This window comes from Kaistia granuli DSM 23481 (assembly GCF_000380505.1).
GTDB classification, from domain to species: domain Bacteria; phylum Pseudomonadota; class Alphaproteobacteria; order Rhizobiales; family Kaistiaceae; genus Kaistia; species Kaistia granuli.
Genome location: NZ_AQYH01000008.1, coordinates 441,602 through 465,505 on the forward strand (window position 1 = coordinate 441,602; position 23,904 = coordinate 465,505).

Here is a 23,904-nt window from a genome sequence, read left to right on the forward strand (position 1 = left end):
CTGCGAAGCCCACGTCGAATGGCGAAAGCCCGGTCAGGCGCTCTCCCCGATCAGGCGCTCTTGCGCGCCTCGAGCCGCAGCCCGCCATTCTCGACGATGAAGTCGATGACGGCGTCGAGCCCCTTGCCGCGCGAGAGATCGGTGAAGCCGAACGGCCGGATCCCGCGCATCCGCGCCGCGTCCTTCTGCATGATGTCGAGATCGACGTTCACATAGGGCGCGAGGTCGCTCTTGTTGATGACGAGGAAGTCGGAGCGGGTGATGCCCGGCCCGCCCTTGCGCGGGATTTCCTCGCCCTGGCAGACCGAGATCACATAGAGCGTCAGATCGGCGAGATCCGGCGAGAAGGTCGCGGCCAGATTGTCGCCGCCCGATTCGATGAAGACGATATCAAGGCCCGGGATCCTGCGGTTCATCTCGGCGATCGCCTGGAGATTGATCGAGGCATCCTCGCGGATCGCCGTGTGCGGGCAACCGCCCGTCTCGACGCCCATGATGCGGTCTTCCGGCAGTGCCTGCCGGCGCGCCAGGATCAGCGCGTCTTCCTGGGTGTAGATGTCGTTGGTAATGACCGCGATCGAGAACTCGTCGCGCATCGCCTTGCAGAGCTTTTCGGTCAGCGTCGTCTTGCCGGAGCCGACGGGGCCGCCGATGCCGACGCGAAGGGGTCCGTTTTTCGATGTCATGAGCGCTCTGGCCTTCTCTAGCAGGATCGGTCCGGTCGACGGGCCGGCTCAGTCGTGGCGGTGGCCGCCGGGACCATGATCGTGATGATGACCATGGTCGTGGTCATGGTCATGGTGGTCATGGTCGTGGCTATGCCCATCATGACCGTGGCTATGCCCGGCATGTGCATCGTGGGAATGGTTGCCGTGATCATGGCCGTGCGAATGCTCGCCATGGCCAGAATAGGCGCCGCGCACCGGATTGAACTGCGCCACGATCTCCTTGACCCGCGCGCCCAGCCCTTCCAGCATCGCCTTGATGACGTGATCGCGCAGGATGAGGATGCGGGTCGGCTCGATCGCCGCCGCCAGATGCCGGTTGCCGATATGCCAGCCGAGTTCCATCAGATGCACCGGATCCTGGCCGAAGATCTCGTAGAGCGGCTCGTAGGCCGCCGCGATCCCGATCTCGCCGCCACCCTCGACGACGAGGCGATCGCCGGCCTCCAGCACGACGGGCTCGGGCAAATCGACCAGCACCTTGCGGCCGTCGACCAGCTCGATGGCGCGCCGGCGCAGATGCCGTTCGTCATGCGGCAGCACGGCACGGCCGAGCGGCTGGGCCTCGTCCTCGGCAGCGATTTCCGATGCCCGCCTGACGGCGATTGCCCTCAACATTCCACTTCCCCGCTCTTCAACTCAAGGCTCGGCGACATACCATCGCCGTCACCGCCTATAGCGCATTTTCGCAGGTCGCAAGACGAATGCGATGGGGCACGATCTTCCCTTCTTTGGGCGACAAAAGAAAGCGGCCATGCCAATTTCGGGACGGAGCGCCAAGTCGCGAGACCGTGCGCATAGCGTGCGGCTCCATAAGTGCGACGTGCCGGATTTTACCGTTGCGAACGGGCCGTTCACCGTGTGATAGGTCAAACTCACAACCGTCTCGTGATCGGCTCGAAGAGTGGTCCAGACCGGGAGCACGTATAGAGTGAAGCCGTTGCTGCTTGCCGAAAGTGCCATGCCGGACGCCGTCACGACGGCGCGGGCGCACTATGCGGCGGCGCCCAGCCACTGGCTGGCCGAGCTGGAACTCTGGTTCGCGCCGAACGCCGGCAAGACGCGCCTGATGCGGCGCCGTCATCTCGGACCGCTCGTCGTCCAGAAGCCGTTCCACCCGGAAAAGGACGGCACCTGCCACGTCTACCTGCTGCATCCGCCGGGCGGCGTCGCCGGCGGCGACCAGCTCGACATGCGCTTTCACCTCGCCGCCGATGCCCGCGCCGTGCTGACAACGCCGGGCGCGACCAAATTCTATCGCAGCGAGCATGGCGTGAGCACGCAGTCGACGGCCATCGACGTCGGCGCCGGGGCTGTCTGCGAATACCTGCCGCAGGAAACCATCCTGTTCGACGGTGCCAACGCCGTCATCGACACCCGGGTCACGCTCGCCGAGGGCGCGACTTATGTCGGCTGGGATTTTCTCTGCCTCGGCAGGCCGGCGGCGCGCGAGCGCTTCGAGAGCGGCAGCGTCAGCCAGCGGATCCAAATCCTCCGCGACGGCAAGCCCATCTGGTTCGAGCGGATGCAACTGTCCGGCGGATCCAATCTAGCCAATGCAACCTATGCGCTTGCCGGCAGGCCGACATGGGGTACGATGATCTATGCCGGACCGACGGCGGAGGACGCGGCCGAACGCGTCCGCGGCGCGATCGGGAGCCGGGGTGACGGCGTGTTTTCCGTCAGCCAGCTCGATCAGGGCGTGGTGTGCCGCTATCTCGGCCCCCGCGTCTCCGAAGGCAAGTCACTCTTCGTCCAGGCGTGGGACGCGCTCCGGACGTCATGTCAGGGAAAGGCGGCCAGCGCGCCGCGCATCTGGGCAACGTAACAACAGTCGAGAGGGGTCCGCGATGGAACTTTTGCCGCGCGAGAAAGACAAGCTTCTGCTTTTCACCGCAGCTCTGGTGGCCGAACGCCGCTTGGCTCGCGGCGTCAAGCTGAACTATCCGGAAGTGATTGCCTACATCTCCGCCGCCATCCTGGAGGGCGCCCGCGACGGCAGGACCGTGGCCGATCTGATGTCCTACGGCGCCACGCTGCTGACCCGCGATCAGGTCATGGACGGCGTGCCGGAGATGATCCACGACATCCAGGTCGAAGCGACCTTCCCCGACGGGACCAAGCTGGTCACCGTCCACAACCCGATACCGTAGGGGCGTGTCATGATTCCAGGCGAATTCATCCTCGAGGACGGCAATATCGAGCTCAATGCCGGCCGGGAAAAGATCTCGATCGACGTCGCCAATTCCGGCGACCGGCCGATCCAGGTCGGCTCGCACTATCATTTCTACGAGACCAACACGGCGCTGCATTTCGACCGCGCGAAGACCAAGGGCTTCCGGCTCAACATTCCGGCCGGCACCGCCGTCCGCTTCGAGCCGGGCCAGGAGCGCACCGTCGAGCTGGTGGCGCTCGCCGGCGACCGCGCCGTCTATGGCTTCAATGCCAAGGTCATGGGAAAGCTGGAGGTCTGAGATGGCGAGCATCACCCGCGAAAACTACGCCTCGCTCTACGGCCCGACCAAGGGCGACAGGGTCCGGCTGGCCGATACCGACCTGATCATCGAGATCGAGGAAGACCGCACCGTCTATGGTGACGAGGTCACCTTCGGCGGCGGCAAGGTCATCCGCGACGGCATGGGCCAGAGCCAGCGCAATGCCGCCGAGGTCGCCGACCTCGTCATCACCAACGTCATCATCCTCGACCATTGGGGCATCATCAAAGCGGATGTCGGCGTCAAGGACGGCCGCATCTCCGGCATCGGCAAGTCGGGCAACCCCGACATCCAGCCGGGCGTCGACATCATCATCGGCCCGGGCACCGACGTCATCGCCGGCGAAGGCAAGATCCTGACGGCCGGCGGCATCGACACCCACATCCACTTCATCGCGCCGCAGCAGGCCGAGGAAGCGCTGACGAGCGGCACGACGACGCTGGTCGGCGGCGGCACCGGCCCCTCGGTCGGAACGCTCGCCACCACCGTCACGCCCGGCCCGTGGTACATCCACCGCATGCTGGAGGCGATCGAGGCGCTGCCGATCAATGTCGGCCTGCTCGGCAAGGGCAACGCTTCCCTCCCTGAGCCCTTGCGCGAACAGATCCGCGCCGGCGTCATCGGGCTGAAGCTGCACGAGGACTGGGGCACCACGCCCGCGGCGATCGACAACTGCCTGACCGTCGCCGACGAGATGGACGTGCAGGTCGCGCTGCATTCCGACACGCTGAACGAGAGCGGCTTCGTCGCCGACACCTTCGCGGCGATGAAAGGCCGCGCCATCCACTCCTTCCACACGGAAGGCGCGGGCGGCGGCCACGCACCGGATATCATCACGGCGGCGGGCCAGGAGAACATCCTCCCCTCCTCGACCAATCCGACGCGGCCCTACACGATCAACACCATCGACGAGCATCTCGACATGCTGATGGTGTGCCACCATCTGAGCCCGCAGATCCCGGAAGACGTCGCCTTCGCCGAATCCCGTATCCGCAAGGAAACGATCGCGGCCGAGGACATCCTGCACGATCTCGGCGCCTTCTCGATGATGTCGTCGGATTCGCAGGCCATGGGCCGCATCGGCGAGACGACGCTGCGCTGCTGGCAGACGGCGCACAAGATGAAGGTGCAGCGCGGGCCGCTGCCCGAGGACAGCGACCGCAACGACAATTTCCGCTGCAAGCGCTATATCGCCAAATACACGATCAACCCGGCGATCACGCATGGCTTCGCCCATGAGATCGGCTCCATCGAAGTCGGCAAGCGCGCCGACCTGGTGCTCTGGAAGTCGTCCTTCTTCGGCGTCAAGCCGTCGCTGGTCCTCCTGGGCGGCATGATCGCCACCGCCCCGATGGGTGATCCGAACGCCTCGATCTCGACGCCGCAGCCGGTTCACTACCGGCCGATGTATGCCGTGCTCGGCCGGGCGCGCGGCAAGACCGGTGTCACCTTCGTTTCGCAGGCGGCGCTCGACGACAATATCGGCGAGAAGCTCTCGCTGCAGAAGCAGCTGGTGGCGGTCAAGGGCACGCGCGGCGTCCGCAAGAAGGACATGATCCACAACACGCTGACGCCGAAGATCGAGGTCGATCCGCAGAACTACCAGGTGCGCATCGACGGCGAGCTGATCACCTGCGAGCCGGCGGAAACCCTGCCGATGACGCAGCGCTACTTCCTGTTCTGACGGGAAGCCGGCGGCGACAGACACAGACCCCATCGGACCGGGAACGTCCGGTGGGGTTTTTCTTTGGGGGAGAAAGCTTGTGACCCAGACCCAGTTTCCGTTTCAGGATCGATACAGGGACCATCCGACGCTCGGCTTCGTCGACTGGAGCCTGCGCGGCGTCGGCCAGGTCGTGTTCCAGAACAACCCGCTCTCGGGCCTGATAATCCTGCTCGCCCTGTTCTTCAATTCGGCGATCTACGGCACGATCTGCATCCTCGGCGTCGTCGTGGCGACGGCGACGGCAATGTTGCTGAAGGCCGACAAGGGCCTGATCCGCGACGGGCTGTTCGGCTTCAACGGCGTGCTCGTCGCCCTGGCACTCGTCGCCTTCACCAGCGCCGACTTCCGCACCGGCGCCGTGCCCTCGGCCGCCATGACGGTCTACATCATCTTCGCGGCGGCGATGACCACCATCACGTTCTCGACGATCGCGACGCTGCTCGGCCCGCACAAGGTGGCGGCGCTGACCGCGCCCTTCGTGCTGATCGGCTGGCTGTTCCTGTTCGCCGTGCTGAAATTCGCCAATATCGAGGCCGGACCGCTGGCGAAGCCGGTCTCGCCCGACCAGTACGACGCGGCGATCGCCTATGCCCTGCCGACCTGGTACCAGGGCATCGGCAACGGCATCGGCCAGATCTTCTTCCAGGACAACTGGATCACCGGCTACCTGATCGTCATCGGCATCGCCGTCAATTCGCGCATCTCGGCCGGCATGGCGCTGATCGGCGCGGCCGGCGCTGCGCTGGTCGCGGTGATCTTCGGCGGCCCGGAAGGGGCGATCCGCGACGGCCTGTTCGGCTACAACGCGGCGCTGACGGCGATCGCGCTCGGCGGCTTCTTCCTGGTGCTGACCTGGCGCAGCTTCGTCTACACGCTGTTCGGCATCGTCGTGACGACCTGGCTCTGGGCCTCGATCGCCATCTTCCTCGGCCCGATCGGCATGCCGGTGCTGACGTCGACTTTCGTGCTCGTCACCTGGCTGATGCTGATCGGCCAATACGGCTTCAAGGCGCTGGTGCCGGTACCGCCGGCCGAGGCGACGACGCCGGAGGACAACCGCGCCCGCTACCTCGCGGGGGGCGGCGAGTAATCGCCGCTCCCGCCGGGCCAGCCGCCGGACGACGGCGCGGACCGAATGATCGTTGCGGATCGCTCCCCACAACCGTAAGCATCGAGAGGGTTGATTCGACACGGCGACAAGGGGAGCCTCATGACCGGACCATTCGTTCTTTCGCGCCGCGGACTTCTGCTCGGCACCGCTGCCCTGCTGGCGACACCGGGGCATGGCCCCGTGCTCGCCGACACGGTCGAGCCGATCTCGGCGATGAAGCCGGGCGAGTTCACCTGGCATCCGGATCGGTCCCCGGCCGGCCCGGTCGCTGTCGTCGTCTCGCTGCCTGATCAGCGCGTCTATGTCTATCGCAACGGCATCCGCATCGGCGTCTCGACCTGCTCGACCGGCAAGCCCGGCCATGAGACGCCGACCGGCGTGTTCACGATCCTGCAGAAGGACAAGAACCACCACTCGTCGACCTACAACGACGCGCCGATGCCGAACATGAACCGGCTGACCTGGTCGGGCATCGCGCTGCATGCCGGCAAGCTGCCGGGCTATCCGGCCTCGCATGGCTGCGTCCGCCTGCCGATGGCCTTCTCGGCGGATCTCTTCAGCATCACCCATGTCGGCACGCCGGTCATCATCGCCGACACGACCACCTTCCCGCCGAATGTCGTGCATCCGGGCATGGTGCTCTCCGAGACCGCCGAGCAGGATTTCGACCACGCGGTCGCGAACCTTAGGGACAAGAAGATCCCGACCTCGGCCGAGCATCCCTACCAGCCGCCGGCGACCGCGATCATGGTGTCGAGCGCCGACAAGAAGATCGTCGTGCTCGACGACGGCGTTGTCGTCGCCGAGGGACCGCTCACGCTCGTGGATCCCTCGCAGCCGCTCGGCAACCACGTCTTCATCCTGTCGCACCTGAACACCGACCATGGCGCGCTGCACTGGCAGCCGATCGGCTACAGTACCGATCCGAACCAGGCGGCGGCGAATGCCGACCAGACCACCCTGACCCGGATCCGCGCCGGCCGCGATATCAACGACGCGATCCGCGCCCGCATGAAGCCGGGCGTCGTGATGGTGACGGTCGACCTGCCGCTCTCGGCCGACAGCCGCTCGGGCAAGGACTTCGTCATCATGAACGACCAGCACGCGGTCTAACGACGCATTCAGGCCAGGCTCCGACTGCCACACGAGGCTCCGTCATCCCCGCGAAGGCGGGGATCCATACAGCCTCGGAAGCAGGGGGCGCGCGAGTGGCAACCCGGCTGAATGGATCCCGGGTCAGGCCCGGGATGACGGCGGAGGGTGGGCCAAGGCCGTAAGGCGCATTGCCTAGAGCCTCGCCCCCCTACGACCGGAACAGCCGCGAATATTGCGTCTCGTGCCAGGCGCTCGCCATCGCCATGGCGACCGAGACATTGCCAATCTGATCGTCATCGAGCGTGCGCGCCGTGGCGACGCTGCGCTCGATCACCGGCACGGCGGATATCAGGATGCGCTGGCCGGCCGTATGGCCGAGCCTGACCAGCCGCATCGCGGCGGCGACCTGGCCCTCGACGATCGTCCACATCAGCCCCTTCAGCGCAGCGGCCGGGGCGACATTCCAATGATGGGCGGCGATGGCGAAGGCGGCGGGATAGCCGAGCGGTGCGTCGAGATAGCGGATCGCCTCCGGCACTTCGAGATCGGCGAGCAGGGTGAGCAGCGCCTCGCCCATGCGGCGATCCTCCAGCTGCAGCTCGCGGCTCTCGCGGCCAGCCGAAAGCCAGGCATCAGCGTGGACGAAGCCGTCATGGTCGCCGGCGTCGAGCGCCCGGATCATCCGCCAGAACAGGGCGCCGTCGAGCCGGGCAAAGCTGTTTTCCAGCGTGCCGTGGATCCAGTCCTTCGCGGACGCCTCGTCCTGCACCCAGCCGGCCTCGGCCGCGAATTCCAGCCCGCGCGAATAGGAGAAGGCGCCGACAGGCAGGCTGGGGCTGACCAGCCGCAGGAGATGCAGCGGGATGGCGTCGTCTGGTGCGGCCGTCATACCGATGGTCCCATCCCGGTTGTAAGCGTGACGCCGGTCATCCGGCGATCCAGAAGCCGGCCGGTCCGGTGCTGGCGAGATAGAGCGCGAGGAAATAGACCAGCACATAGAGCGCGTAGGTCTGGCCGTTGCCGGTATAGACCTGCCTGAAAGTGGCGGCCGTCGCCAGCGTGAAGCCGGTGACGCCGCTCCAGAACTCCGTCGCGACCGGCGGCACCGCGCGCTCGATCACCATCCGGTAATAGGCATAGAAGCGGGCGAGACTGCCCGAACGGCCGACGCCGCTGCGATAGACGAGCCAGGCGATGACGCCGAGGACAGCCGCCGCGCCCACCGCGCCGATCATCACCGGCGTCGGGTTCCAGTAGCCATAGATGGTGTAGAGGGACATGCCCTCCCAGACGAGCGTCGCCGCGAATTGCGGATCGATCGCGGCCGAGACCGGGTCCATCAGCAGCTTCGGATAGAACGACAGCACGAGGATGCCGACGACGAGCAGAACCTGCGGCGCGATCAGCGCCAGCGGCACCTCGCGCACATCCGCCTGTCCGGCCGCACGCGCGCCGAAGAACAAGCCGGCGACGAGGCGGATCATGTAGAGGAAGCCGAGGAAGGTCGCGATCAGGCCGGCGATGGCGAGGAAGTTCCAGCCCTTGTCGGTCATGGCCGAGAGCAGCAGCCACTTGCCGCCGAAACCCATCAGCGGCGGCAGGCCGGACATCGAGATGAGGGCGACGACGACCAGGATGAAGGTCACCGGCATGGCGCGGGCGAGACCACCGGTGCCCGCGAAATCGCGCGTGCCGGTTCTCAGGATGATGCCGGCGACGGCGAGGAACAAAATCCCCTTCACCATCATGTGGTTGGCAACGAGATAGAGCGCCGTCACCCAGCCGAGATGGCTCATCAGCGCGATCGCGGTGACGATGTAGCCAAGCTGGCTCATGCTGGAGAAGGCGAGCAGGCGCTTGAAGTCGGTCTGGCGCAGCGCCAGCAGCGCGCCGACGATGGTCGTCAGCATGCCGATCCAGGCCATGCCATGCGCGATCTCCAGCGCCGCCTCGGAGCGAATGGCGAGATAAGTGCCGGTCAGCAGGCCGAAGATCGCCACCTTGCTGACGACGGCGGAGAGCATGGCGGTGAAATCGTCGTCGGCCTCGGTATAGGCGCCGGGCAGCCAGACATGCACGCCGATGGCCCCGGCCTTGATCAGGAAGCCGATGGCAAGCAGCACGAAGGCGATGGTGGCGTCGGGACCGCTGGTGACGAGCGCCGTCAGGCTGGTGGTGCCGGAGAGCGCCGCGATGCCGGCGAAACCGGCCAGCAGGAAGAAGGCCGAAACCAGCGAGAACAGGAGGAAGGTCAGCACATGCGGGCCCGCTCCCCTGCCCTTGGCGATCAGGAAGCAGGAGGAGAGCGTGATGATCTCCCAGCTGAAGAAGAATTCGAGGCTGGTCGACGAGCGCAGCAGCGCCGGAATCGAGATCAGCAGCACCGCCAGCATCGGGTAATAGCCGGGCCGCTGATCCTCGCGGTAGAGGCTGGCAGCGGCGATGACGACGCTGCCGGCGAGGAGAAGCACGGCGAACAGCCAGGCGATGCCGACCGCGCTTTCGACGAGCCATGTGCCGGTGAGCGCGACGGCGATCAGCATCAGTACGCCCTTGACCCGACCCGGCAGCCGGTCGAGCGCATAGAGCACGATGCCGACTGCGAGGGGCGCAAAGATCCAGAGCGACGCCGCGCCGGAAAGGCGCGCGGCGAGATAGCCGGCGCCTGCGAGCAGCAGCGCGACGCCATAGACCGGCAACAGCGCGACGGTGTCGGGTCCGGCGCCAGCGCGTTCCTCGGAAGGACGCAGCGCGCGGACGAACCAGTTGAACATATAGGCGGCTTCGAGCAGCGAGCCGGTCAGGATCACGGCGATCCAGGGCAATTTGCCGGCGCTGGTCAGCTGCATGACCAGCTCCCATTTCGCCCAGAAGCCCGGGAATGGCGGCAGGCCGGCGATCGCCACCATGAAAAGCGCCAAGAGGCCGAGCAGCAGCGGCCGGCCGGACAGGCTGGTGCGCGCGTCGACATCATCCTGCTTCAACACGCCAGCGAGCCAGAACAGGCCCGCCTTGGCGAGCAGGTGATTGACGAACAGGCCGCCGATGACGAGCGGGATCGAGGCCGTCGCGCCGATCTTGGTCAACAGCGCCAGGGCCAGCATCATCAGGCCCATCTGGCTGATCGACGAATAGCCGAGCAGGCGCTGCACCTTGCCCTGCTTCAGCCCGATCAGGTTGGAGAACAGGAAGGTTATGCCGCCGGAAACGGCGATGATGCCGAGCTGGCCCTCGAACAGCGGCAACAACTTCCAGAGCGCAAAGAACACACCGGCCGAGACGCCGACCGAGACCAGCGAGGCGATACCGCTCGGCGCCGTCTCGTAGACGTCGAGGCCCCAGCCATTGGCCGGGAACGGCTTCAGTTCGAGGATCAGGCAGGCGAGCACCATGAGCAGCGCCGTGGTGGCGATCGGACCGGTGATCTCCGCCCGGCCCTCGATCAGCGCGTCGATGTTGAGCGTGCCGGTGACGTAGTAGAGCAGAACCGTGCCGAGCAGGAACAGCGTCGAGGCGATCACCGTCGCCATGATGTACTTGAACGCCGCCGCCATTGCCGCCGGCGTCCGTTCCAGCCCGAGCAGGCCGTAGGTGGCGATCGAGACGATCTCCAGGAAAACGAAGAGATTGAACAGGTCGCGGGTCATCACCATGCCGTCTATGCCCATCACCAGGATGAGATAGAGCAGCAGCGCGCCGTAATTGCCCTTGAGGCGATCCCAGAGATGCAGCGCGCCGAGCAGCGAGACGAGACCGACGGTGAAGGTGAAGAACCCTTCCTGCAGGCCAAAGCGCAGATTGATCGAGAGCGGCGGCGCCGCGCCGGCCGTCAGGACCTCGATCGTCGGGCCGCCCTGCAGGATGCCGAGCCAGGAGACGCCGCTGACGGCGACGATGCCGGCGAGCGCCAGCCAGAAGCCGGCATGCAGCCACGGCTTGCCGAGCCGGTAGAGCAACGGGATGAGGAAGCCACCGCCGAGCCCGAGCAGGAAGATGTTCAGCGGGTGGAAAAGGAGCGCTACCATTTCGACTCCGTGAACGCGTCGATGGAGAGCGTCTTCTTGGCGGCATAGAGGCGGATGGCGTAGGCGAGCATGACGGCCGTCACCGACAGGCCGATGACGATCGCCGTCACCACCAGCGCCGAGGGGATCGGGTCGATGGCGCGGCGGGCGGCGTCGGCCTTGCTGAGCGCGCCGTCGAGGATCGGCGCGGTGCCGCCGGTGATGTAGCCGGTCGCGACCATGACGAGGTGCAGGCCTGTATCCATCACGGCGAAACCGATGATGATGCGCATGATGTTGCGATGGGTCAGCATGCCCCAGATGCCGATCAGCGCCAGGCCGAAGCCGGTGATCAGCAGGATGGTGGAAACCGGTAGACCTGTCGTCATGTCCGTCCCTGCCCCGCTCAGCTTCTGAAACGGTCGATGATGACGCTGAGCTCGGCGCCGACCTTGATGCCGAGGAGGGCCGAGATCAGCGGAATGGCGCCGGCGCTGATGAAGGCGCCGAAAGTGCCGATCGGCAGGAAGCGCGGATCGAGGAAGCCGCCGGCCAGCACGAGGCCGAGAATACCGAGGCCGACATAGAAGACGCCGGCGAAGGATTCGATGATGCTCAGCATGGCGACGTTGAGCGCCGAACCCGGCCGCGCCAGCAGCATCAGCATGACGCCGGAAGCGACGATGGCGCCGCCCTGGAAGCCGCCGCCGGCCGAGAGATGGCCGTTGACGATGACATAGGCGCCGAAGGTGAAGATCAGCGGCAGCAGCACCTCGGTGCCAGTGCGAACGATCTCGCTCGCCTCGCGCGGCGCCGTCTCGTCATCCTCGGCGCTCTCCGCCACCTTGGCCGACGTCACGGCCACGGCTGTCTGGGCGCTGCCCCGAGCACCGGCATTTGCCTTCGCCGCCGCCGTCCGTGCCGCCGCGGCCCTGGCTGCCGCCGTCTTCGGCACCACGGGCTTGGTGGCGCTCGCCTTGGCCGGGATCGCCTTGGTCGACGCCGCCTTCGCCTTGGCGGGCGCGTCGTCCTTCTTCAGCAGCAGGCCGACGCTGGCCGCCACCATGAAAAGCACCGCCACTTCGCCCAGCGTGTCGAAGCCGCGATAGGTGATCAGGATGCCGGTGATGATGTTGGGCGTGCCGAGCTCGACCGGCGCCAGCGTCACATATTGTTCGGCGAGCGGCCGCAGCGCCGAGAGCTCCACATAACCGCCGACCATGCGGGCGAAGACCAGCCCGAACAGGATGACGACGATCGCGATCACGACATGGCGCATCATGACCGCTTCCTCCGGCCGGGCTTCTTGCCGGGCTCGCCGCCGGCCGCCTCGTCCTCGGCCAGCATGTCCACGCTGGTGGTCGACGTCATCGGCGTGCGGATCCGGTAGGCGGCGCGGGACAGCGCGTGCGACGAGATCGGATTGGTCATCAGCACGAAATAGATCGCGAGGATCAGCTTGAAGGTCCAGTCGGGGTGGTAGATGGCGAGGCCGACGAGGACGAGCAGATTGCCGAGCGTCGTCGCCTTGGTGCCGGCCTGGATGCGGGTGAAGGCATCTGGCATGCGCAACAGGCCGAGGCCGGCGGAAAACAGGAAGATGGCGCCGGCCAGGATAAACAGGCTGCCGATCAGCTCGATCATGCCTCAGCCCTTCCCATTGCCGGTTTTGCGGATGGCGTAGAGGAAGATGAAGGTGGCGAGGCCGGAGCCGATCGCCGCTTCCGCCATCGCGACGTCAGGCGCCGCCAGCAGCAGGAACGAGACCGCCGCGAACAGGCTGGCAAGGCCGGAGGCGACCATCGCCGCCAGCACGTTCTTCAGGCAGACCGCGAGGAAGCCGGCGGTGAGGATGCTGGCGCAGACCAGGAGGAGCAGGAACTCGAGCATCTAGAGCCCCTTTTCCAGGAAGCGGGCGATCGCCAGCACGGCCAGGAAGCTGAGCAGGCCATAGACCAGCGCCACGTCGATATAGACGAAGCGGCCCGACACATGCGCATAGAGCGCGATCAGCGAGATCGAGATGACCGTCAGCATGTCGACGGCGACGATGCGGTCGACCAGCGTCTTGCCGATGACCAGGCGAATGACGGCGAACAGGATCGCGAAGAAGATCAGGACGGCGGCGATCTGAATGATGATCTCAGCCAAAGACTTTCTCCAGATGCGTCTCGAACGGACCCGCGAGGGCCTCGGTCGCCTTGTCGGGATCCGTCGTCTGGACGTCGAGCCAATGGATGTACAGGGTCTCGTCCTGGATATCGATGACGAGCGAGCCCGGCGTCAGCGCGATGGTGTTGGCGAGCGCCAGCCGGCCGATCGGCGACTTCAGCCTGGTGCGGATCTTGACGATGCCGGGCTTGATATCGATGCGCGGCGCATAGACGACCCGCATCATGGCGATGTTGGCCTTGACCAGTTCGACCAGGAAGGTGCCGGTATAGGCCGCGAAATGATAGAGCCCGGCCGGCGTCCAGCGGATCTGGCGCCAGGCGTCGCTCGACTTCGAAAAGACATAGGCGAGCGCCAGCGTGATCGCGGCGCCGAGCACGGCCACTTCCGGCGCCAGCGTGGCGTTGGCGACCATCCAGACGACGAACAGCACGATCCAGAGGCTGAGCATCCCCTGCGGCGCGATAGATTTCCGACTGTTCTCGTCCACGATTTCGGCCCCCGGGCGAATGGTGAAAACTCTAGATTGCAACCGTGTCCAAATCAATTCGCCGCCCGTGCTGGAGACGGCTCGCCATCCACATTATGCTAGGCTCCGCAAATATTTAGGGAGGAATGGCCGTGCAGCGCGTGACCGTGACGATCGACGACGACCTGCTGGACGCGATCGATGCCCTCTGCCAGCGCAAGGGCTACCAGAGCCGGTCGGAAGCCTTGCGCGACATCGTCCGTTCCGAACTGTCGCGCGCCAGCGCCGAGGCGGCCGAAATCCCCGGCGACGACGAGATCTGCCACGCCACGCTGACCTACGTTTACAACCACGAGACCCGGGCGCTGGCGAGCCGGCTGACCACCAACCATCACCATCATTCCGACATGTCGATCTCGACGACCCATGTCCACATGGACCATGACAACTGCCTCGAGGTCTCGATCCTGCGCGGCCCGGTCGCCAAGTTGCAGGTCTTCGCCGACAGCGTCATCAGCCAGCGCGGCGTCCGCCATGGCGCCCTGCACATCATGCCGACCGCGACCGCCGAGCCGGAAGAAGGCCATACGCATCGCCACCACCATCACGACCACGAGCACGGCCATGCTCACGGACACCGGCACGGTCATGACAACGGCGATGGGCATGGCCACGATCACGACGACTAGAGCTTCTCTTCGGGGTGGTCGGCCTTGCGCCACTGGATCGCCGTGATCACCGGCGCCAGCACGGAAGCGACGATGCCGGCGGCGAAGCCGTTATTGTAGAGATTGAGCCCGCCATGCAGCACGCCGACCGACTGCGCGGCGGAGGAATGCACGAAGCCGGCGACGATGCCCCAGTGCCAGCCGAACCGGCCGGAGATCGGCGCCAGCGTGGTGCCGAACAGCGCCGCCAGCACGATCGACGGATCGGCGGCGCCCCAGGGCTTGGCGAGCGAGCCCACGAACACGCCGACCATGATCGGCACGATGTTCTTCGGATGCTTGCCATAGGCGGCGAAGCCGACGATCGTGAAGATCGCGCCGATGACCGGGCCGTTCAGATCGCCGCCCACGAGGAAGACGTAGATCATGCCGATGGCGCCGGTGAGCCCCATGTTCACCAGCGTCGGGGCGATGCCGACCTTCTCGATGAAATCGGAGGGCGCCTGCCCCGTCAGCGCGACAATGTCCTTCATCTTCCAAAGCGCCGCGCGGTCGAGATAGAGCCCGCCGCCGATCAGCCCCAGGAACAGCACGGCGAGGAAGGTGCCGAGCAACGCATTATTGCCGGTGGTCCAGATGAAGACCGGATCCGGCACGAAGCCGTAGGACTTGTAGATGGCCACGACCAGCGTGCCGACGATGCCGGCGGTAAAGCCCATATTGTAGAGGCTGAAGCCCATATGGGCCTTGAACAGCTGCGCCGCCGCCGCCGGCAGCATGAAGCCCATCAGCAGGCCGGTCGCCAGGCCGAGCGGCAGCCCAAGCGAGATCGGGATCGCCGTCGAGAACAGGATCTCCGAAAACACCGGCGCGAGCGCGCAGCCGAAGAAGGCGGTGTTGATGTGGGCGGCGAAATCCTCCTGCTTGTAGAGCGAATAGAGGTAGACGCCGCCGACGATCGGCCAGATGTTCAGGAGGTTCTTGCCGAACAAGCCGAAGCCGAGCACCAGCATCATGCAGGCGATGGCGCCGCCGCCGATCTTGGCGCCGGAAAGGCGGTAGATCGCCGCCGTCACCCAGGTCAGAAGGCCGGCATTGACGAAGGCGGCGCCCATGCCACCCACGCCGATATAGTCGGTGATCAGCGTGTCGCGCGCGAGCAGGATCTTGACCAGGCCGCTGGCGATCTCGCCCGGCGGTGAGACGATCAGACCGAACAGGATGAAGGCGCCAGCGACCGCGGCGACGATCAGCAGCAATCCGCGATCGGAAAGCTCTGGCGTGGCTTCGCCCGCTGTCACCTTGGTTGCCGTCATCCACTCCACCCCGTCGTGCCTCGTCGCCGCGACGCAGCGGCAAGCGGTTCGCCGATATCATGGTCGAAACGCGGGGGGAATGAAAACCTGCCTTTACCGGCCAGAGCGAGACGCTACGCACAGTCATGGGACGCGCGGGCGCCGGATCACGCCCGCGGCGTACCGAAACCGATCGTCGTCTCGCCGGAAACCTCATGCTCGAAATGGACATGGGCGTGGCTGTGATGGTGCGCATGCTGGTGCACCGTGCCGCGATGGCCACGGCCATCCTTGAGCAGCAGCGCCGTCGTCGCCAGCCGGGCCATGAAGTGCGCGTCATGCGCGACGATGATCATCGCCTGCGGCAGCGCGACGAGGATATCGCCGAGCCGCGCATAGGCGTCGGGGTCGAGCCCGACGGTCGGCTCGTCGAGCAGCAGCACTTCGGGCTGCATCGCCAGCACGGCGGCGATCGAGACCAGCCGCTTCTCGCCGCCCGACAGGCGATGGGTGACCCGATCGGCGAGATGGCCGAGTTCGAGCGAGCGCAACGTCGCGTGCGCCGTCTCCCGCGCTTCGTCCCGGCTCTGGCCGAGATTAATCGGCCCGAAGGCGACATCCTCGATCACGGTCGGGCAGAATAGCTGGTCGTCGGCATCCTGGAAAACCAGCCCGGCCCGGATGCGAACGGCGCGAAAATCGGCCTCCGTGCGCCGAGGCGAGCCAAAGGCCTCGATGGTTCCGGCGCGTACGGGAAGAAAGCCGGTGATGACGTGAAGCAGCGTGCTCTTGCCGGCGCCGTTGGCGCCGAGCAGCACCATGCGTTCGCCCGGCTTCAGTTCGAGATCGACGCCGTCGAGCACCGGCCGGCCGGCATAGCCGGCGACGACACCCGAAAGGCGGATCAGGGGATTGGTCACGGTCATGCGAACTCCAGCCAGGCGAGAGCGACGAGCAGCAGCGGCCAGACGAGGAGGAAGCGGCGATCGATACGCTCGAGAGGCCGCTGCACGAAGGCGGGATAGCGCCCCGTGAAGCCGCGCGCCCGCATCGCCCAGGCGACCCGCTCGGCCCGCTCGGCGCTCCTGAGCACCAGCATGCCGAGAAGATGGCCGAGACTGCGCCAACTGTGCCGGTTGCTGCCGGCCCGGAAGCCGCGCGCCCGCATCGCCCGCCTGAGCCGGGCATATTCCTCGTAAAAGACGGCGATGTAGCGCACGGTGAGCTGGAAGAGATGCGCGAGGCTGGCCGGTATGCCGATGCCGTTCATGGCGGCCGCGAGCCGCATCGTGCCCATGGTCGACAGCAGCGCCGCCGCCATCAGCACGCCGGCATTGACCCGAACGAGGATCACGATGGCCCGGCGTAATCCTTCCGCCGAGACCGGCAGGCCGAATAGGCTGAACAGCGCCGGCCCGGGGATGGTCAGCGGCAGCGTCACCAGCAAGAAGACGAGAAACCCCTCGACCGCCATCAGCCGGCGCAGGGTCGGCAGCAGCGGTAGCCGGGCATAAATCGCGACCGCGACCGAGGCCGCGAGCGCCGCGGCCAGCGCCGGCGCGGAATGGAGCATGGCCAGCAAGGCCAGGAAGGTCAGCGCCGCGGCCAGCCGGGCGCGCGGATCGATCGCGGCGAGCGGGCCGACGTCGCGGTTTTCCGCGAAGATCGCTTCGGCGCTCGCCTTGCCGCTCATGGCGCCCCGCCTTTGCCGGATCGCCGGCTTTTCAAGAAGGCGAGCAGTCCGAACAGGCCGACGATATAGCCGACACCGCCGACGATATCCTGCAGCCGCAGCGACGATTGCAGCGCATCGACCTGCTCGGCGAGCGGCGCGATCTTGCGCGCCACGGCGAGTTCGATCTCGGCGAGCGGCACGGTCGCAGCCGGGCTGAGGGCAGCGGACGGCGCACCCGCCGCGGACGGCTGTGGCTTGGACGATGCCGCTGCCGGCCCGGATCCGGCGATGGTGAAGCGGGCGATATGCCCATCCTGCGCATCGACGGTGACGACGATGTCGCCGGTGCCGGAAGCCGGCAACGCAAAGCGTCCGTCGGCGCCCGTCGTGCCGGAGGTAAGCACCTTGCCGGCATCATCGCGAAGGGTGACGGCGACGCCTGCGGCCGGGCCGCTGCCGACGAAATAGGCCTCCCCCTCGATGCTGTCGCCGATGGCGGAGGCGAAGACCTTCAGCCGGTGCGCCGAGGCAGGCGCCGCCATCGCCGCGAGGATCGCGAGGGACAGCAGAGCGTGGCACAGGCGCCGGCGGGCCTCAGGATACCGCAATCTTGCCTCCCCGCCGGTGCCGCGCCCACAGCATCTCCGGGCTGACGCGCGCGAGAAAGGCGCAGGCGAAGCCGGTGATGACGGCCTCGCCGACAAGCAGCGGGCCGTAGGAAATGAGCACGATCCGCGCCGAAATCGTATAGGCGGTGTCGCTCAGGGTGAGCACCAGCGCCACCATCACCGCCGTCGAGGCGACCGACAGCGCCGCCACGGCGGCGCCGACAAAGGCGGCGCGGCGCGGCGTCGCGTCGGCGATCACAGGCGAAAAGAGGAACGCCCACAGAATGCCAGGCAGCGCGATGTTCATCGTGTTGACGCCGAGCGTCGTGACACCGCCGAAGCCGAAGAAGATCGCCTGCAGCACGAGGCCGACAAAGACGGCCGGCACGGCCGCCCAGCCGAGCACCAGCCCCATCAGACCGGAGAGCAGCAGATGCACGCTGGTCGGGCCGATCGAGACATTGATCAGGCTGGCGACGAAGAACAGCGCCGCCACGACGGCGACGCGGGGCAGGCTGTCCTCGTCGAGCCGCTTCAGCGCGATGCCGAGCGAAACGGCCGTGACGACGGCGCCCCCGGCGAGGACCGGGATGGAAAGGATGCCGTCTGGAATATGGGCCATGTCGCGCCTCGCGCTTGCCGCCTGCCGCTATTTCATGTCCACGGCCTGGACCCAGATCAGCCCGCCCAGCTCCACCGGCTTCGGCTTGCCTTCCGGATCGGGCAGTTCGTAGTCGGCGTCGACCAGCGCCGCGAAGCCCCACCAGCCGCCGCGCGGCAGCGCATAGTGGAACACGCCCTGGCCGTCCGCCTTGATCACCTGGGTGACGAAGGCGTCGGCCGGCGGCGCGACGGAACCGTCATTCACCCACTCGACTTCGACCTCGGCGAAGGGCACGGGCTGGCCGTTGCGACGCACGACGCCGCTGAAGAGATTGCCCGTCCACAGGCCATAGGGCCGGACCAGCGGCTCGATCTCGACCGGCAGGCCGACGGCCCGGTCCCAGTCGGAGCCCCAGCCGAAAGCGTCGACCACGACCTTCGAATAGTGGATGATCGACTTGCCCTCGGCCGGCTCCCAATAGGGCTTCGGCTCGACGAAGAAGGTGTAGTTTCCCGGCTTCGCCGGCTTGTAGCTCGCCTTCCAGGCGGTCTTGCCGTCGCGCGGCGCCTCGACGAGCGTGCCGAGCAGGTCCGTCTCGCCGGCCTCCGTGACGACGCCGAAACGGGTCGGCTTCGCCATTTCCATGGTCGGGCCGCGATCCATCGGATGGGTAAATACAAGATCGAGGACGAGTTCGCTGTCGCCTTCGCCGAAATTGTCGGTCGAGGGCAGGACTTCCTGGAAATGCGCGCTAGCCGAGGCCGCGGGAAGCAGAATGGCGACGGCGAGCGCCGCGATACAAAGCGTTCTCAATTCGAATCCCCACACGTAAGGTCCGGCATCGGCCATGTATGAGGATTGTATAGGAACATCATACGCGTCAAGGATGCGAAACACATTTTCGCTATAGTCCGCGCCGTCACCATTCTCGCAGCCGGAGATCTTGCTCGGCCTGGTAACACGGGCCCCTCTCCCACAGGACGAATCCCCCGCCACGACCTGACACGGACGGTCCCGCGGTTAAGGAAAGCGCAACCCGGATGCGCAACGAAGGGGCCCGGCTGCTTAAGCTCCAGCGACATGGCAAGCGGTTCCGGGCTGAGATGTTTCAGCGGCCCGACACGCGTGCGGCCCCCCCCCCTGGGGCCCGTTGAGAATACCGTAACGGAATGGAACGATGATAGGTCCGTTGCGTTGGAAGGACATCAGATTACGCCGACGTGCTTCGGGCGCCAGCACCGCGAACACACGGCATCGAGAGGATTAGCTATGCGGGGCATTGTGTCGACATGAGTAGCAGGAATGTGCCCCCCGTAGTCCTCATCGTCGAGGATGAGGGTCTGGTCCGAATGGCGACCGCCGACGAACTGACCGATGCCGGCTTTTCCGTGCTGGAAGCGGCAAACGCCGATCAGGCGATCCGGATGCTGGAGACGCATCCGGAAATTTCGATCCTCTTTACAGACATAGACATGCCGGGCTCGATGGACGGCATTCGGCTGGCCCATGCCGTGCGCGAACGCTGGCCCCCGGTCAAGCTGGTGCTGGTTTCCGGCCATCAGTCGCCCGAGCAGTCCATGCTGCCGTCGGAAAGCGCCTTCTTTTCCAAGCCCTACGATGTCGCCGCGATTTCGCAGGCCCTCTGGCGTCTGGCGGCCTGAACCGCCGGATCCCCGTTAGCCGAGCCGCTGGCGGTCCAGCTCCAGGGTGATGCGCAGACCGTCGGGCTGCCAGTCGCGGTAAAGCGTCCCGCCCAATTGGCCGATGATGATGCGGTCGGCCAGGGTGCTGCCGAAGCCGCGCCGCAATGGCTCCTGCTCGATCGGAGGCCCACCTGACTCCCGCCAGAGAACGCGCAGTTTGTCGCCTTCCACCGTCCAGCTGACGACGACCTGTCCGCCATCGGCGGTCAGCGCGCCATACTTGGCCGCGTTGGTCGCGAATTCGTTGAAGACGAGCGCGAGGTTCGAAACTGCGGCGCCCCCCACCGGCAGATCCTCCCCCTTCAGGATCACCTTCCCTGAGCCGGTCTCACCGGCAAGATAAGGCAGGAGGATCGCGTCGAGGAGGCCGCGCACACTCGTGTCGCGATCGGCGCTGGCATCATCATCGAGGAGGCCCGGCCGCGTCAAGGCATGCGCCCGGGTCAACGCGTCCAGCCGCTGGCGGACGGATTGCGCCAATTCGGCAGCCGAGCTGGCAACGCGGGCATTCATCGATACGATCGAGCCGGCGATGGCGAACAGGTTTTTGATGCGGTGGCTCATCTCGCGCAGGATCAGCTGCTGCTGCTGCTCGGCCAGCCGGCGCTCGGAAATGTCGCGCGCGATCTTCGAGGCGCCGACGATACGACCGCCCAGATCTCGAACTGGCGAGATCGTCAGCGAGATATCGACCAGACTGCCATCCTTGCGCCGTCGCACCGTCTCGAAATGATCCACCAGTTCGCCGGAGCGGATCCGATCCAGGATGGCCGGCTCCTCCTGCAGCCGGTCCGGCGGAATGATCAGGGTCATCGGCTGGCCGATCGCCTCCTCGGCGGTATAGCCGAACAGCGCCTGGGCGCCGTTGTTCCAAGTCGCAATGATGCCGTTGAGATCCTTGCTGATGATGGCGTCATGCGAGGATTCGACGATCGCCGATAGGCGCGCCTCCGAGAGGAGGCCCACCTTTCGCTCCGTGACGTCGACCAGCATGTTGACGGCGCCCGTGATGCGGCCCTCCGCATCGCGAAGCGGCGTCGGATAGGCCAGGAAGGATACGCGGCTGCCGTCCGGGCGCTCGGCCATAGCCTCGGCGCCGGCAATGGCGCGCCCTTCCCGCAGCGCCACCGCCATCGGACATTCCGCATGCGGCAGGGGCGTGCCGTCCGACCGGAACAGCCGCCAGGAACCACACCACTCCTCCTGATAGAGTGCAGGGCGCCGGCCCCAAAGCACCGCTGCCGCCTCGTTGAAGGACGTGAGGCGGCCCGCCGCATCGACCGTGTAGATCGCCGCCGGCAGCGCATTGATGACACCGCCGATCGAGCCGGTGAGCCGGGCTACGGGCTCCTGCCCGTCGCCGTCATCCCCGCTTACCGGAGTCGTGGTCGCCACAGTGTCGAATGCAGAACCCAACGCGTCCTCCCAAAGACCCTCAAGCTGCAATTACGTCGCAGAACCGACCGCCAATCAAGACGCGACCTGCTCACAAATAAATGCCGAATGGCGCTTCGCGAGACCCATCACGACGTCTGCTCCTCCAAGGCTTTCGGCAGGAAAACCCCGCCGGGGACGGCGGGGTTCACTTCCGATCTCGGGTTATCTGTTCAGGTGCAATCTGTCGTTGGCTGCAGCCGAACGTCGATCCGCTTCGTCACTCCGCATATTTGAATTCAGGCGCCGAGGTCAGGCTCTCCTTGGTCGCTCCCTTCAGGATGGTCTTGCCCTTCTGGGTGGTGTCGAGATCGAGATAGGAGACGGCGACCAGCTTCGAGCCGATGCCGAGGAAACCGCCGACGGAGAGGACGGCGAAGGGCACCTGCTGGTCGGCGGTCAGGATCAGGTCGTCGACAGTGCCGATGGTGTCGCCATTCTCGTTCTCGACGGTCGAACCGATGATCTTGGAGGCCCGCCAGCCGGTAGAGATCGTGGCCGGGTCGACCTTGGCAACGCCGACGGTTTCCTGCGGCGCCGGCTTGGCGTCCTGCGCGAGAACCGGGCCCGTCAGGGCGGCGAAGACGGTCAGGGCGATCAACTGCTTGTTCATGTCATGGTCCTTTCGAATTGCAGGCAGACAATGCACCGGCCCCGAACCGGTTCCGTCATTCGGCGCGAGTTCTTGTTTCATCCACAGCAAAGATCGCTCCACGAATACAATTCGGCTCGCCGCTTGAATCACGCAAGTGTCACGATGTCGACACGGAACCAAACAGACGCCATGCCGTTTTCCATCGCATTCTCGAACTGGAGACGAGCCATGGGACGCGGTATATTGCTTTGGTTGCTGGGAGTTCCGATCCCGATCATCATTCTTCTCGCCCTGTTCTTCCGATAGGGGGAGAGATCATGGCCCTCATCGAAGTCGAAACAACCTCGGCCACGTCCGAGGCATCGCAATCCGCCGTATCGTGGAGCGCGATCCTGGCCGGCGCGGCGGCGGCCATGGCGGTGACCCTCGTCATGGCCCTGCTCGGTTCCGGCCTCGGCCTTTCCGTGGTGTCGCCATGGTCGGGCAGCGGGGCCTCGGCCACCACCTTCGCCGTCTCGACGGTAATCTGGCTGGTGGTCATGCAATGGGTCGCCTCGGCGTTCGGCGGCTACATCACCGGACGGCTGCGCACCAAATGGACCGGCCTCCACACCGACGAGGTGTTCTTTCGCGATACCGCGCATGGTTTCCTCGCCTGGTGCGTCGCCACCATCCTGGTCGCGGCCTTGCTGTCCTCGGCGATCGGAGCCGTCGTCTCGCAGGGCGTGCAGACGACGACCTCGCTGGTCTCCGGCGCGGCGCAGGGCGCCGCCCAGGGCGCGACCCAGTCCAGCACTTCCGGCGCGGCCGATCCGACCGGCTATTTCGTCGACTGGATGTTCCGCCCGACCGCCGGTGCGACCGCGGCGCCTGCCCCGCAGGGCGACAGCGCGGCAGTGCGGAGCGAAGTCACCCGCATCCTGATCCAGGACACGGCGGCCGGCGAATTCCCGGCCGACGACAAGGCCTATCTCGCACAGACGATCGCCAGCCGGACCGGCATTCCGCAGGCCGACGCGGAGAAGCGCGTCAATGACGTGCTCGCCCAGATCGAGGCGCTCAAGGTCAAGGCCAAGGAAGCCGCCGACACGGCACGCAAAGCGGCGCTCACCATGTCGCTGCTGACGGTGGTCTCGCTGCTGGTCGGCGCCTTCATCGCCGCCGTCGCCGCCGCCTATGCCGGCCGCCTGCGGGATGACGACGAAGTCGTCGAATTCCGCCGCTAGGCCCGCCTTGAGCCATCGACGCCGCCGCTACCAAGCGGCGGCGTTTTTTGTGTGCATCGTTCGCCGGTGCCACGATTTCTCCGCGACGCCCGCCCGGCAGGCATTCGCCCAAGCGTTTCCGGCGCGAGACGGCAATTCGTTCCCGCCCATCGTCGCCACGCGCAAATCCCTTGCGCCGGGCCTGCCTCCGGCCTGCGCAACCGCGGCCTCGGCGCGTTGACGAACACACATTTCAAATACATGTTTCAATTTCAGACGCGTTCTTCGGCGCCCTTCCGGGCCGCCTTCCTTCGGAGAGA

At 66.2% G+C, this 23,904-nt stretch carries 27 protein-coding genes; 9 read left to right on the plus strand and 18 right to left on the minus strand.

Annotation, left to right across the window (positions count from 1 at the left end; translation table 11 throughout):
• Positions 1-50 precede the first annotated feature (50 nt).
• Together ureG and ureE are read right to left on the minus strand one after the other, a co-directional pair.
• Entirely contained in the window at positions 51-686 is a 636-nt protein-coding gene (ureG, locus tag G342_RS0114455) for an urease accessory protein UreG (protein ID WP_018183875.1), read from the minus strand.
• Between the two features lie 48 nt (positions 687-734).
• Positions 735-1,343, minus strand: a complete 609-nt coding sequence (gene ureE / locus G342_RS0114460; protein WP_018183876.1) for an urease accessory protein UreE — start codon at positions 1,341-1,343, stop codon at positions 735-737.
• A 343-nt stretch (positions 1,344-1,686) separates the two neighbouring features.
• On the opposite strand from ureE, the gene G342_RS0114465 reads away from it, so the two are divergent.
• From G342_RS0114465 to G342_RS0114490, 6 genes are all read left to right on the plus strand, one after another.
• A complete protein-coding gene (locus G342_RS0114465) occupies positions 1,687-2,553 on the plus strand; it encodes an urease accessory protein UreD (protein ID WP_018183877.1) in 867 nt (288 codons plus the stop codon).
• Positions 2,554-2,575: 22 nt separating this feature from the next.
• Positions 2,576-2,878, plus strand: coding sequence for an urease subunit gamma (ureA, locus tag G342_RS0114470; protein ID WP_018183878.1), 303 nt, complete (start codon positions 2,576-2,578; stop codon positions 2,876-2,878).
• A 9-nt stretch (positions 2,879-2,887) separates the two neighbouring features.
• Positions 2,888-3,199, plus strand: coding sequence for an urease subunit beta (locus G342_RS0114475; RefSeq protein WP_018183879.1), 312 nt, complete (start codon positions 2,888-2,890; stop codon positions 3,197-3,199).
• A gap of 1 nt (position 3,200) precedes the next feature.
• A complete protein-coding gene (ureC, locus tag G342_RS0114480; RefSeq protein WP_018183880.1) occupies positions 3,201-4,904 on the plus strand; it encodes an urease subunit alpha in 1,704 nt (567 codons plus the stop codon).
• A 79-nt stretch (positions 4,905-4,983) separates the two neighbouring features.
• Positions 4,984-6,036: an urea transporter gene (locus G342_RS0114485; RefSeq protein WP_018183881.1), complete on the plus strand. Its 1,053-nt coding sequence runs from the start codon at positions 4,984-4,986 to the stop codon at positions 6,034-6,036.
• Positions 6,037-6,156: 120 nt separating this feature from the next.
• Entirely contained in the window at positions 6,157-7,170 is a 1,014-nt protein-coding gene (locus G342_RS0114490; protein ID WP_018183882.1) for a L,D-transpeptidase, read from the plus strand.
• A gap of 190 nt (positions 7,171-7,360) precedes the next feature.
• Here the strand turns inward: G342_RS0114490 and G342_RS0114495 are convergent, their stop codons facing one another.
• From G342_RS0114495 to G342_RS0114530, 8 genes are read right to left on the minus strand one after another with little or no spacing between them, the layout of a single operon-like run.
• Positions 7,361-8,041: an urease accessory protein UreF gene (locus tag G342_RS0114495; protein WP_018183883.1), complete on the minus strand. Its 681-nt coding sequence runs from the start codon at positions 8,039-8,041 to the stop codon at positions 7,361-7,363.
• A gap of 37 nt (positions 8,042-8,078) precedes the next feature.
• On the minus strand, positions 8,079-11,177 hold the full coding sequence (locus G342_RS0114500; protein ID WP_018183884.1) for a complex I subunit 5 family protein: 3,099 nt from the start codon (positions 11,175-11,177) through the stop codon (positions 8,079-8,081).
• Positions 11,171-11,545 (minus strand): sodium:proton antiporter, encoded by a 375-nt coding sequence (locus G342_RS0114505; RefSeq protein WP_018183885.1) that lies wholly within the window; start codon positions 11,543-11,545, stop codon positions 11,171-11,173. Before G342_RS0114505 ends, G342_RS0114500 begins: the two co-directional genes overlap by 7 nt.
• A 17-nt stretch (positions 11,546-11,562) precedes the next feature.
• On the minus strand, positions 11,563-12,438 hold the full coding sequence (mbhE, locus tag G342_RS0114510) for a hydrogen gas-evolving membrane-bound hydrogenase subunit E (protein ID WP_018183886.1): 876 nt from the start codon (positions 12,436-12,438) through the stop codon (positions 11,563-11,565).
• Positions 12,435-12,800 carry a monovalent cation/H(+) antiporter subunit G gene (gene mnhG / locus G342_RS0114515; protein ID WP_018183887.1) on the minus strand — a complete coding sequence of 122 codons (366 nt, stop codon included), beginning with the start codon at positions 12,798-12,800 and terminating at the stop codon, positions 12,435-12,437. The genes mbhE and mnhG overlap by 4 nt, the downstream gene beginning before the upstream one ends.
• 3 nt (positions 12,801-12,803) lie before the next feature.
• Positions 12,804-13,046, minus strand: coding sequence for a hydrogenase subunit MbhD domain-containing protein (locus G342_RS0114520; RefSeq protein ID WP_018183888.1), 243 nt, complete (start codon positions 13,044-13,046; stop codon positions 12,804-12,806).
• Positions 13,047-13,307: an MrpF/PhaF family protein gene (locus tag G342_RS0114525; protein WP_018183889.1), complete on the minus strand. Its 261-nt coding sequence runs from the start codon at positions 13,305-13,307 to the stop codon at positions 13,047-13,049. It lies immediately after the preceding gene.
• Positions 13,300-13,779, minus strand: coding sequence for a Na+/H+ antiporter subunit E (locus G342_RS0114530; RefSeq protein WP_018183890.1), 480 nt, complete (start codon positions 13,777-13,779; stop codon positions 13,300-13,302). Before G342_RS0114530 ends, G342_RS0114525 begins: the two co-directional genes overlap by 8 nt.
• A gap of 170 nt (positions 13,780-13,949) precedes the next feature.
• On the opposite strand from G342_RS0114530, the gene nikR reads away from it, so the two are divergent.
• Positions 13,950-14,486, plus strand: coding sequence for a nickel-responsive transcriptional regulator NikR (gene nikR / locus G342_RS24210; protein WP_083931237.1), 537 nt, complete (start codon positions 13,950-13,952; stop codon positions 14,484-14,486).
• Here the strand turns inward: nikR and G342_RS0114540 are convergent.
• From G342_RS0114540 to G342_RS0114565, 6 genes are all read right to left on the minus strand, one after another.
• Positions 14,483-15,781 (minus strand): DUF1576 domain-containing protein, encoded by a 1,299-nt coding sequence (locus tag G342_RS0114540; protein ID WP_018183892.1) that lies wholly within the window; start codon positions 15,779-15,781, stop codon positions 14,483-14,485. The two genes, nikR and G342_RS0114540, sit on opposite strands and share 4 nt — an antisense overlap.
• 146 nt (positions 15,782-15,927) lie before the next feature.
• On the minus strand, positions 15,928-16,686 hold the full coding sequence (locus G342_RS0114545; RefSeq protein WP_018183893.1) for an energy-coupling factor ABC transporter ATP-binding protein: 759 nt from the start codon (positions 16,684-16,686) through the stop codon (positions 15,928-15,930).
• The gene (gene cbiQ / locus G342_RS24215) at positions 16,683-17,453 is read right to left on the minus strand and encodes a cobalt ECF transporter T component CbiQ (protein ID WP_018183894.1); all 771 of its coding nucleotides are present in this window, start codon (positions 17,451-17,453) and stop codon (positions 16,683-16,685) included. The genes G342_RS0114545 and cbiQ overlap by 4 nt, the downstream gene beginning before the upstream one ends.
• Positions 17,450-18,043 carry a carboxypeptidase-like regulatory domain-containing protein gene (locus G342_RS0114555; protein WP_051094239.1) on the minus strand — a complete coding sequence of 198 codons (594 nt, stop codon included), beginning with the start codon at positions 18,041-18,043 and terminating at the stop codon, positions 17,450-17,452. The genes cbiQ and G342_RS0114555 overlap by 4 nt, the downstream gene beginning before the upstream one ends.
• Entirely contained in the window at positions 18,030-18,665 is a 636-nt protein-coding gene (gene cbiM, locus G342_RS0114560) for a cobalt transporter CbiM (RefSeq protein ID WP_018183896.1), read from the minus strand. Before cbiM ends, G342_RS0114555 begins: the two co-directional genes overlap by 14 nt.
• A 27-nt stretch (positions 18,666-18,692) precedes the next feature.
• Positions 18,693-19,460 (minus strand): DUF4198 domain-containing protein, encoded by a 768-nt coding sequence (locus G342_RS0114565; protein ID WP_018183897.1) that lies wholly within the window; start codon positions 19,458-19,460, stop codon positions 18,693-18,695.
• Positions 19,461-19,936: 476 nt separating this feature from the next.
• Here G342_RS0114565 and G342_RS0114570 point away from each other — a divergent pair, with 476 nt between their 5' ends.
• Positions 19,937-20,308 carry a response regulator gene (locus tag G342_RS0114570; RefSeq protein WP_026304450.1) on the plus strand — a complete coding sequence of 124 codons (372 nt, stop codon included), beginning with the start codon at positions 19,937-19,939 and terminating at the stop codon, positions 20,306-20,308.
• Positions 20,309-20,323: 15 nt separating this feature from the next.
• Here G342_RS0114570 and G342_RS0114575 read toward each other — a convergent pair whose 3' ends face one another.
• Together G342_RS0114575 and G342_RS0114580 are read right to left on the minus strand one after the other, a co-directional pair.
• The gene (locus G342_RS0114575) at positions 20,324-21,766 is read right to left on the minus strand and encodes a PAS domain S-box protein (RefSeq protein ID WP_198010797.1); all 1,443 of its coding nucleotides are present in this window, start codon (positions 21,764-21,766) and stop codon (positions 20,324-20,326) included.
• Positions 21,767-22,004: 238 nt separating this feature from the next.
• On the minus strand, positions 22,005-22,397 hold the full coding sequence (locus G342_RS0114580) for a PRC-barrel domain-containing protein (protein ID WP_018183900.1): 393 nt from the start codon (positions 22,395-22,397) through the stop codon (positions 22,005-22,007).
• 299 nt (positions 22,398-22,696) lie between these two features.
• On the opposite strand from G342_RS0114580, the gene G342_RS0114590 reads away from it, so the two are divergent.
• The gene (locus G342_RS0114590; protein WP_018183902.1) at positions 22,697-23,605 is read left to right on the plus strand and encodes a hypothetical protein; all 909 of its coding nucleotides are present in this window, start codon (positions 22,697-22,699) and stop codon (positions 23,603-23,605) included.
• Positions 23,606-23,904 lie beyond the last annotated feature (299 nt).

Excerpts from the sequence above, each read along its gene's own strand:
- ureG (WP_018183875.1), bottom strand. The coding sequence starts at position 686 with ATGACATCGAAAAACGGACCCCTTCGCGTCGGCATCGGCGGCCCCGTC.
- ureE (WP_018183876.1), bottom strand. The coding sequence starts at position 1,343 with ATGTTGAGGGCAATCGCCGTCAGGCGGGCATCGGAAATCGCTGCCGAG.
- G342_RS0114465 (WP_018183877.1), top strand. The coding sequence starts at position 1,687 with ATGCCGGACGCCGTCACGACGGCGCGGGCGCACTATGCGGCGGCGCCC.
- ureA (WP_018183878.1), top strand. The coding sequence starts at position 2,576 with ATGGAACTTTTGCCGCGCGAGAAAGACAAGCTTCTGCTTTTCACCGCA.
- G342_RS0114475 (WP_018183879.1), top strand. The coding sequence starts at position 2,888 with ATGATTCCAGGCGAATTCATCCTCGAGGACGGCAATATCGAGCTCAAT.
- ureC (WP_018183880.1), top strand. The coding sequence starts at position 3,201 with ATGGCGAGCATCACCCGCGAAAACTACGCCTCGCTCTACGGCCCGACC.
- G342_RS0114490 (WP_018183882.1), top strand. The coding sequence starts at position 6,157 with ATGACCGGACCATTCGTTCTTTCGCGCCGCGGACTTCTGCTCGGCACC.
- G342_RS0114495 (WP_018183883.1), bottom strand. The coding sequence starts at position 8,041 with ATGACGGCCGCACCAGACGACGCCATCCCGCTGCATCTCCTGCGGCTG.
- G342_RS0114500 (WP_018183884.1), bottom strand. The coding sequence starts at position 11,177 with ATGGTAGCGCTCCTTTTCCACCCGCTGAACATCTTCCTGCTCGGGCTC.
- G342_RS0114505 (WP_018183885.1), bottom strand. The coding sequence starts at position 11,545 with ATGACGACAGGTCTACCGGTTTCCACCATCCTGCTGATCACCGGCTTC.
- mbhE (WP_018183886.1), bottom strand. The coding sequence starts at position 12,438 with ATGATGCGCCATGTCGTGATCGCGATCGTCGTCATCCTGTTCGGGCTG.
- mnhG (WP_018183887.1), bottom strand. The coding sequence starts at position 12,800 with ATGATCGAGCTGATCGGCAGCCTGTTTATCCTGGCCGGCGCCATCTTC.
- G342_RS0114520 (WP_018183888.1), bottom strand. The coding sequence starts at position 13,046 with ATGCTCGAGTTCCTGCTCCTCCTGGTCTGCGCCAGCATCCTCACCGCC.
- G342_RS0114530 (WP_018183890.1), bottom strand. The coding sequence starts at position 13,779 with ATGCTCAGCCTCTGGATCGTGCTGTTCGTCGTCTGGATGGTCGCCAAC.
- G342_RS0114540 (WP_018183892.1), bottom strand. The coding sequence starts at position 15,781 with ATGACGGCAACCAAGGTGACAGCGGGCGAAGCCACGCCAGAGCTTTCC.
- G342_RS0114545 (WP_018183893.1), bottom strand. The coding sequence starts at position 16,686 with ATGACCGTGACCAATCCCCTGATCCGCCTTTCGGGTGTCGTCGCCGGC.
- cbiQ (WP_018183894.1), bottom strand. The coding sequence starts at position 17,453 with ATGAGCGGCAAGGCGAGCGCCGAAGCGATCTTCGCGGAAAACCGCGAC.
- cbiM (WP_018183896.1), bottom strand. The coding sequence starts at position 18,665 with ATGGCCCATATTCCAGACGGCATCCTTTCCATCCCGGTCCTCGCCGGG.
- G342_RS0114570 (WP_026304450.1), top strand. The coding sequence starts at position 19,937 with ATGAGTAGCAGGAATGTGCCCCCCGTAGTCCTCATCGTCGAGGATGAG.
- G342_RS0114580 (WP_018183900.1), bottom strand. The coding sequence starts at position 22,397 with ATGAACAAGCAGTTGATCGCCCTGACCGTCTTCGCCGCCCTGACGGGC.
- G342_RS0114590 (WP_018183902.1), top strand. The coding sequence starts at position 22,697 with ATGGCCCTCATCGAAGTCGAAACAACCTCGGCCACGTCCGAGGCATCG.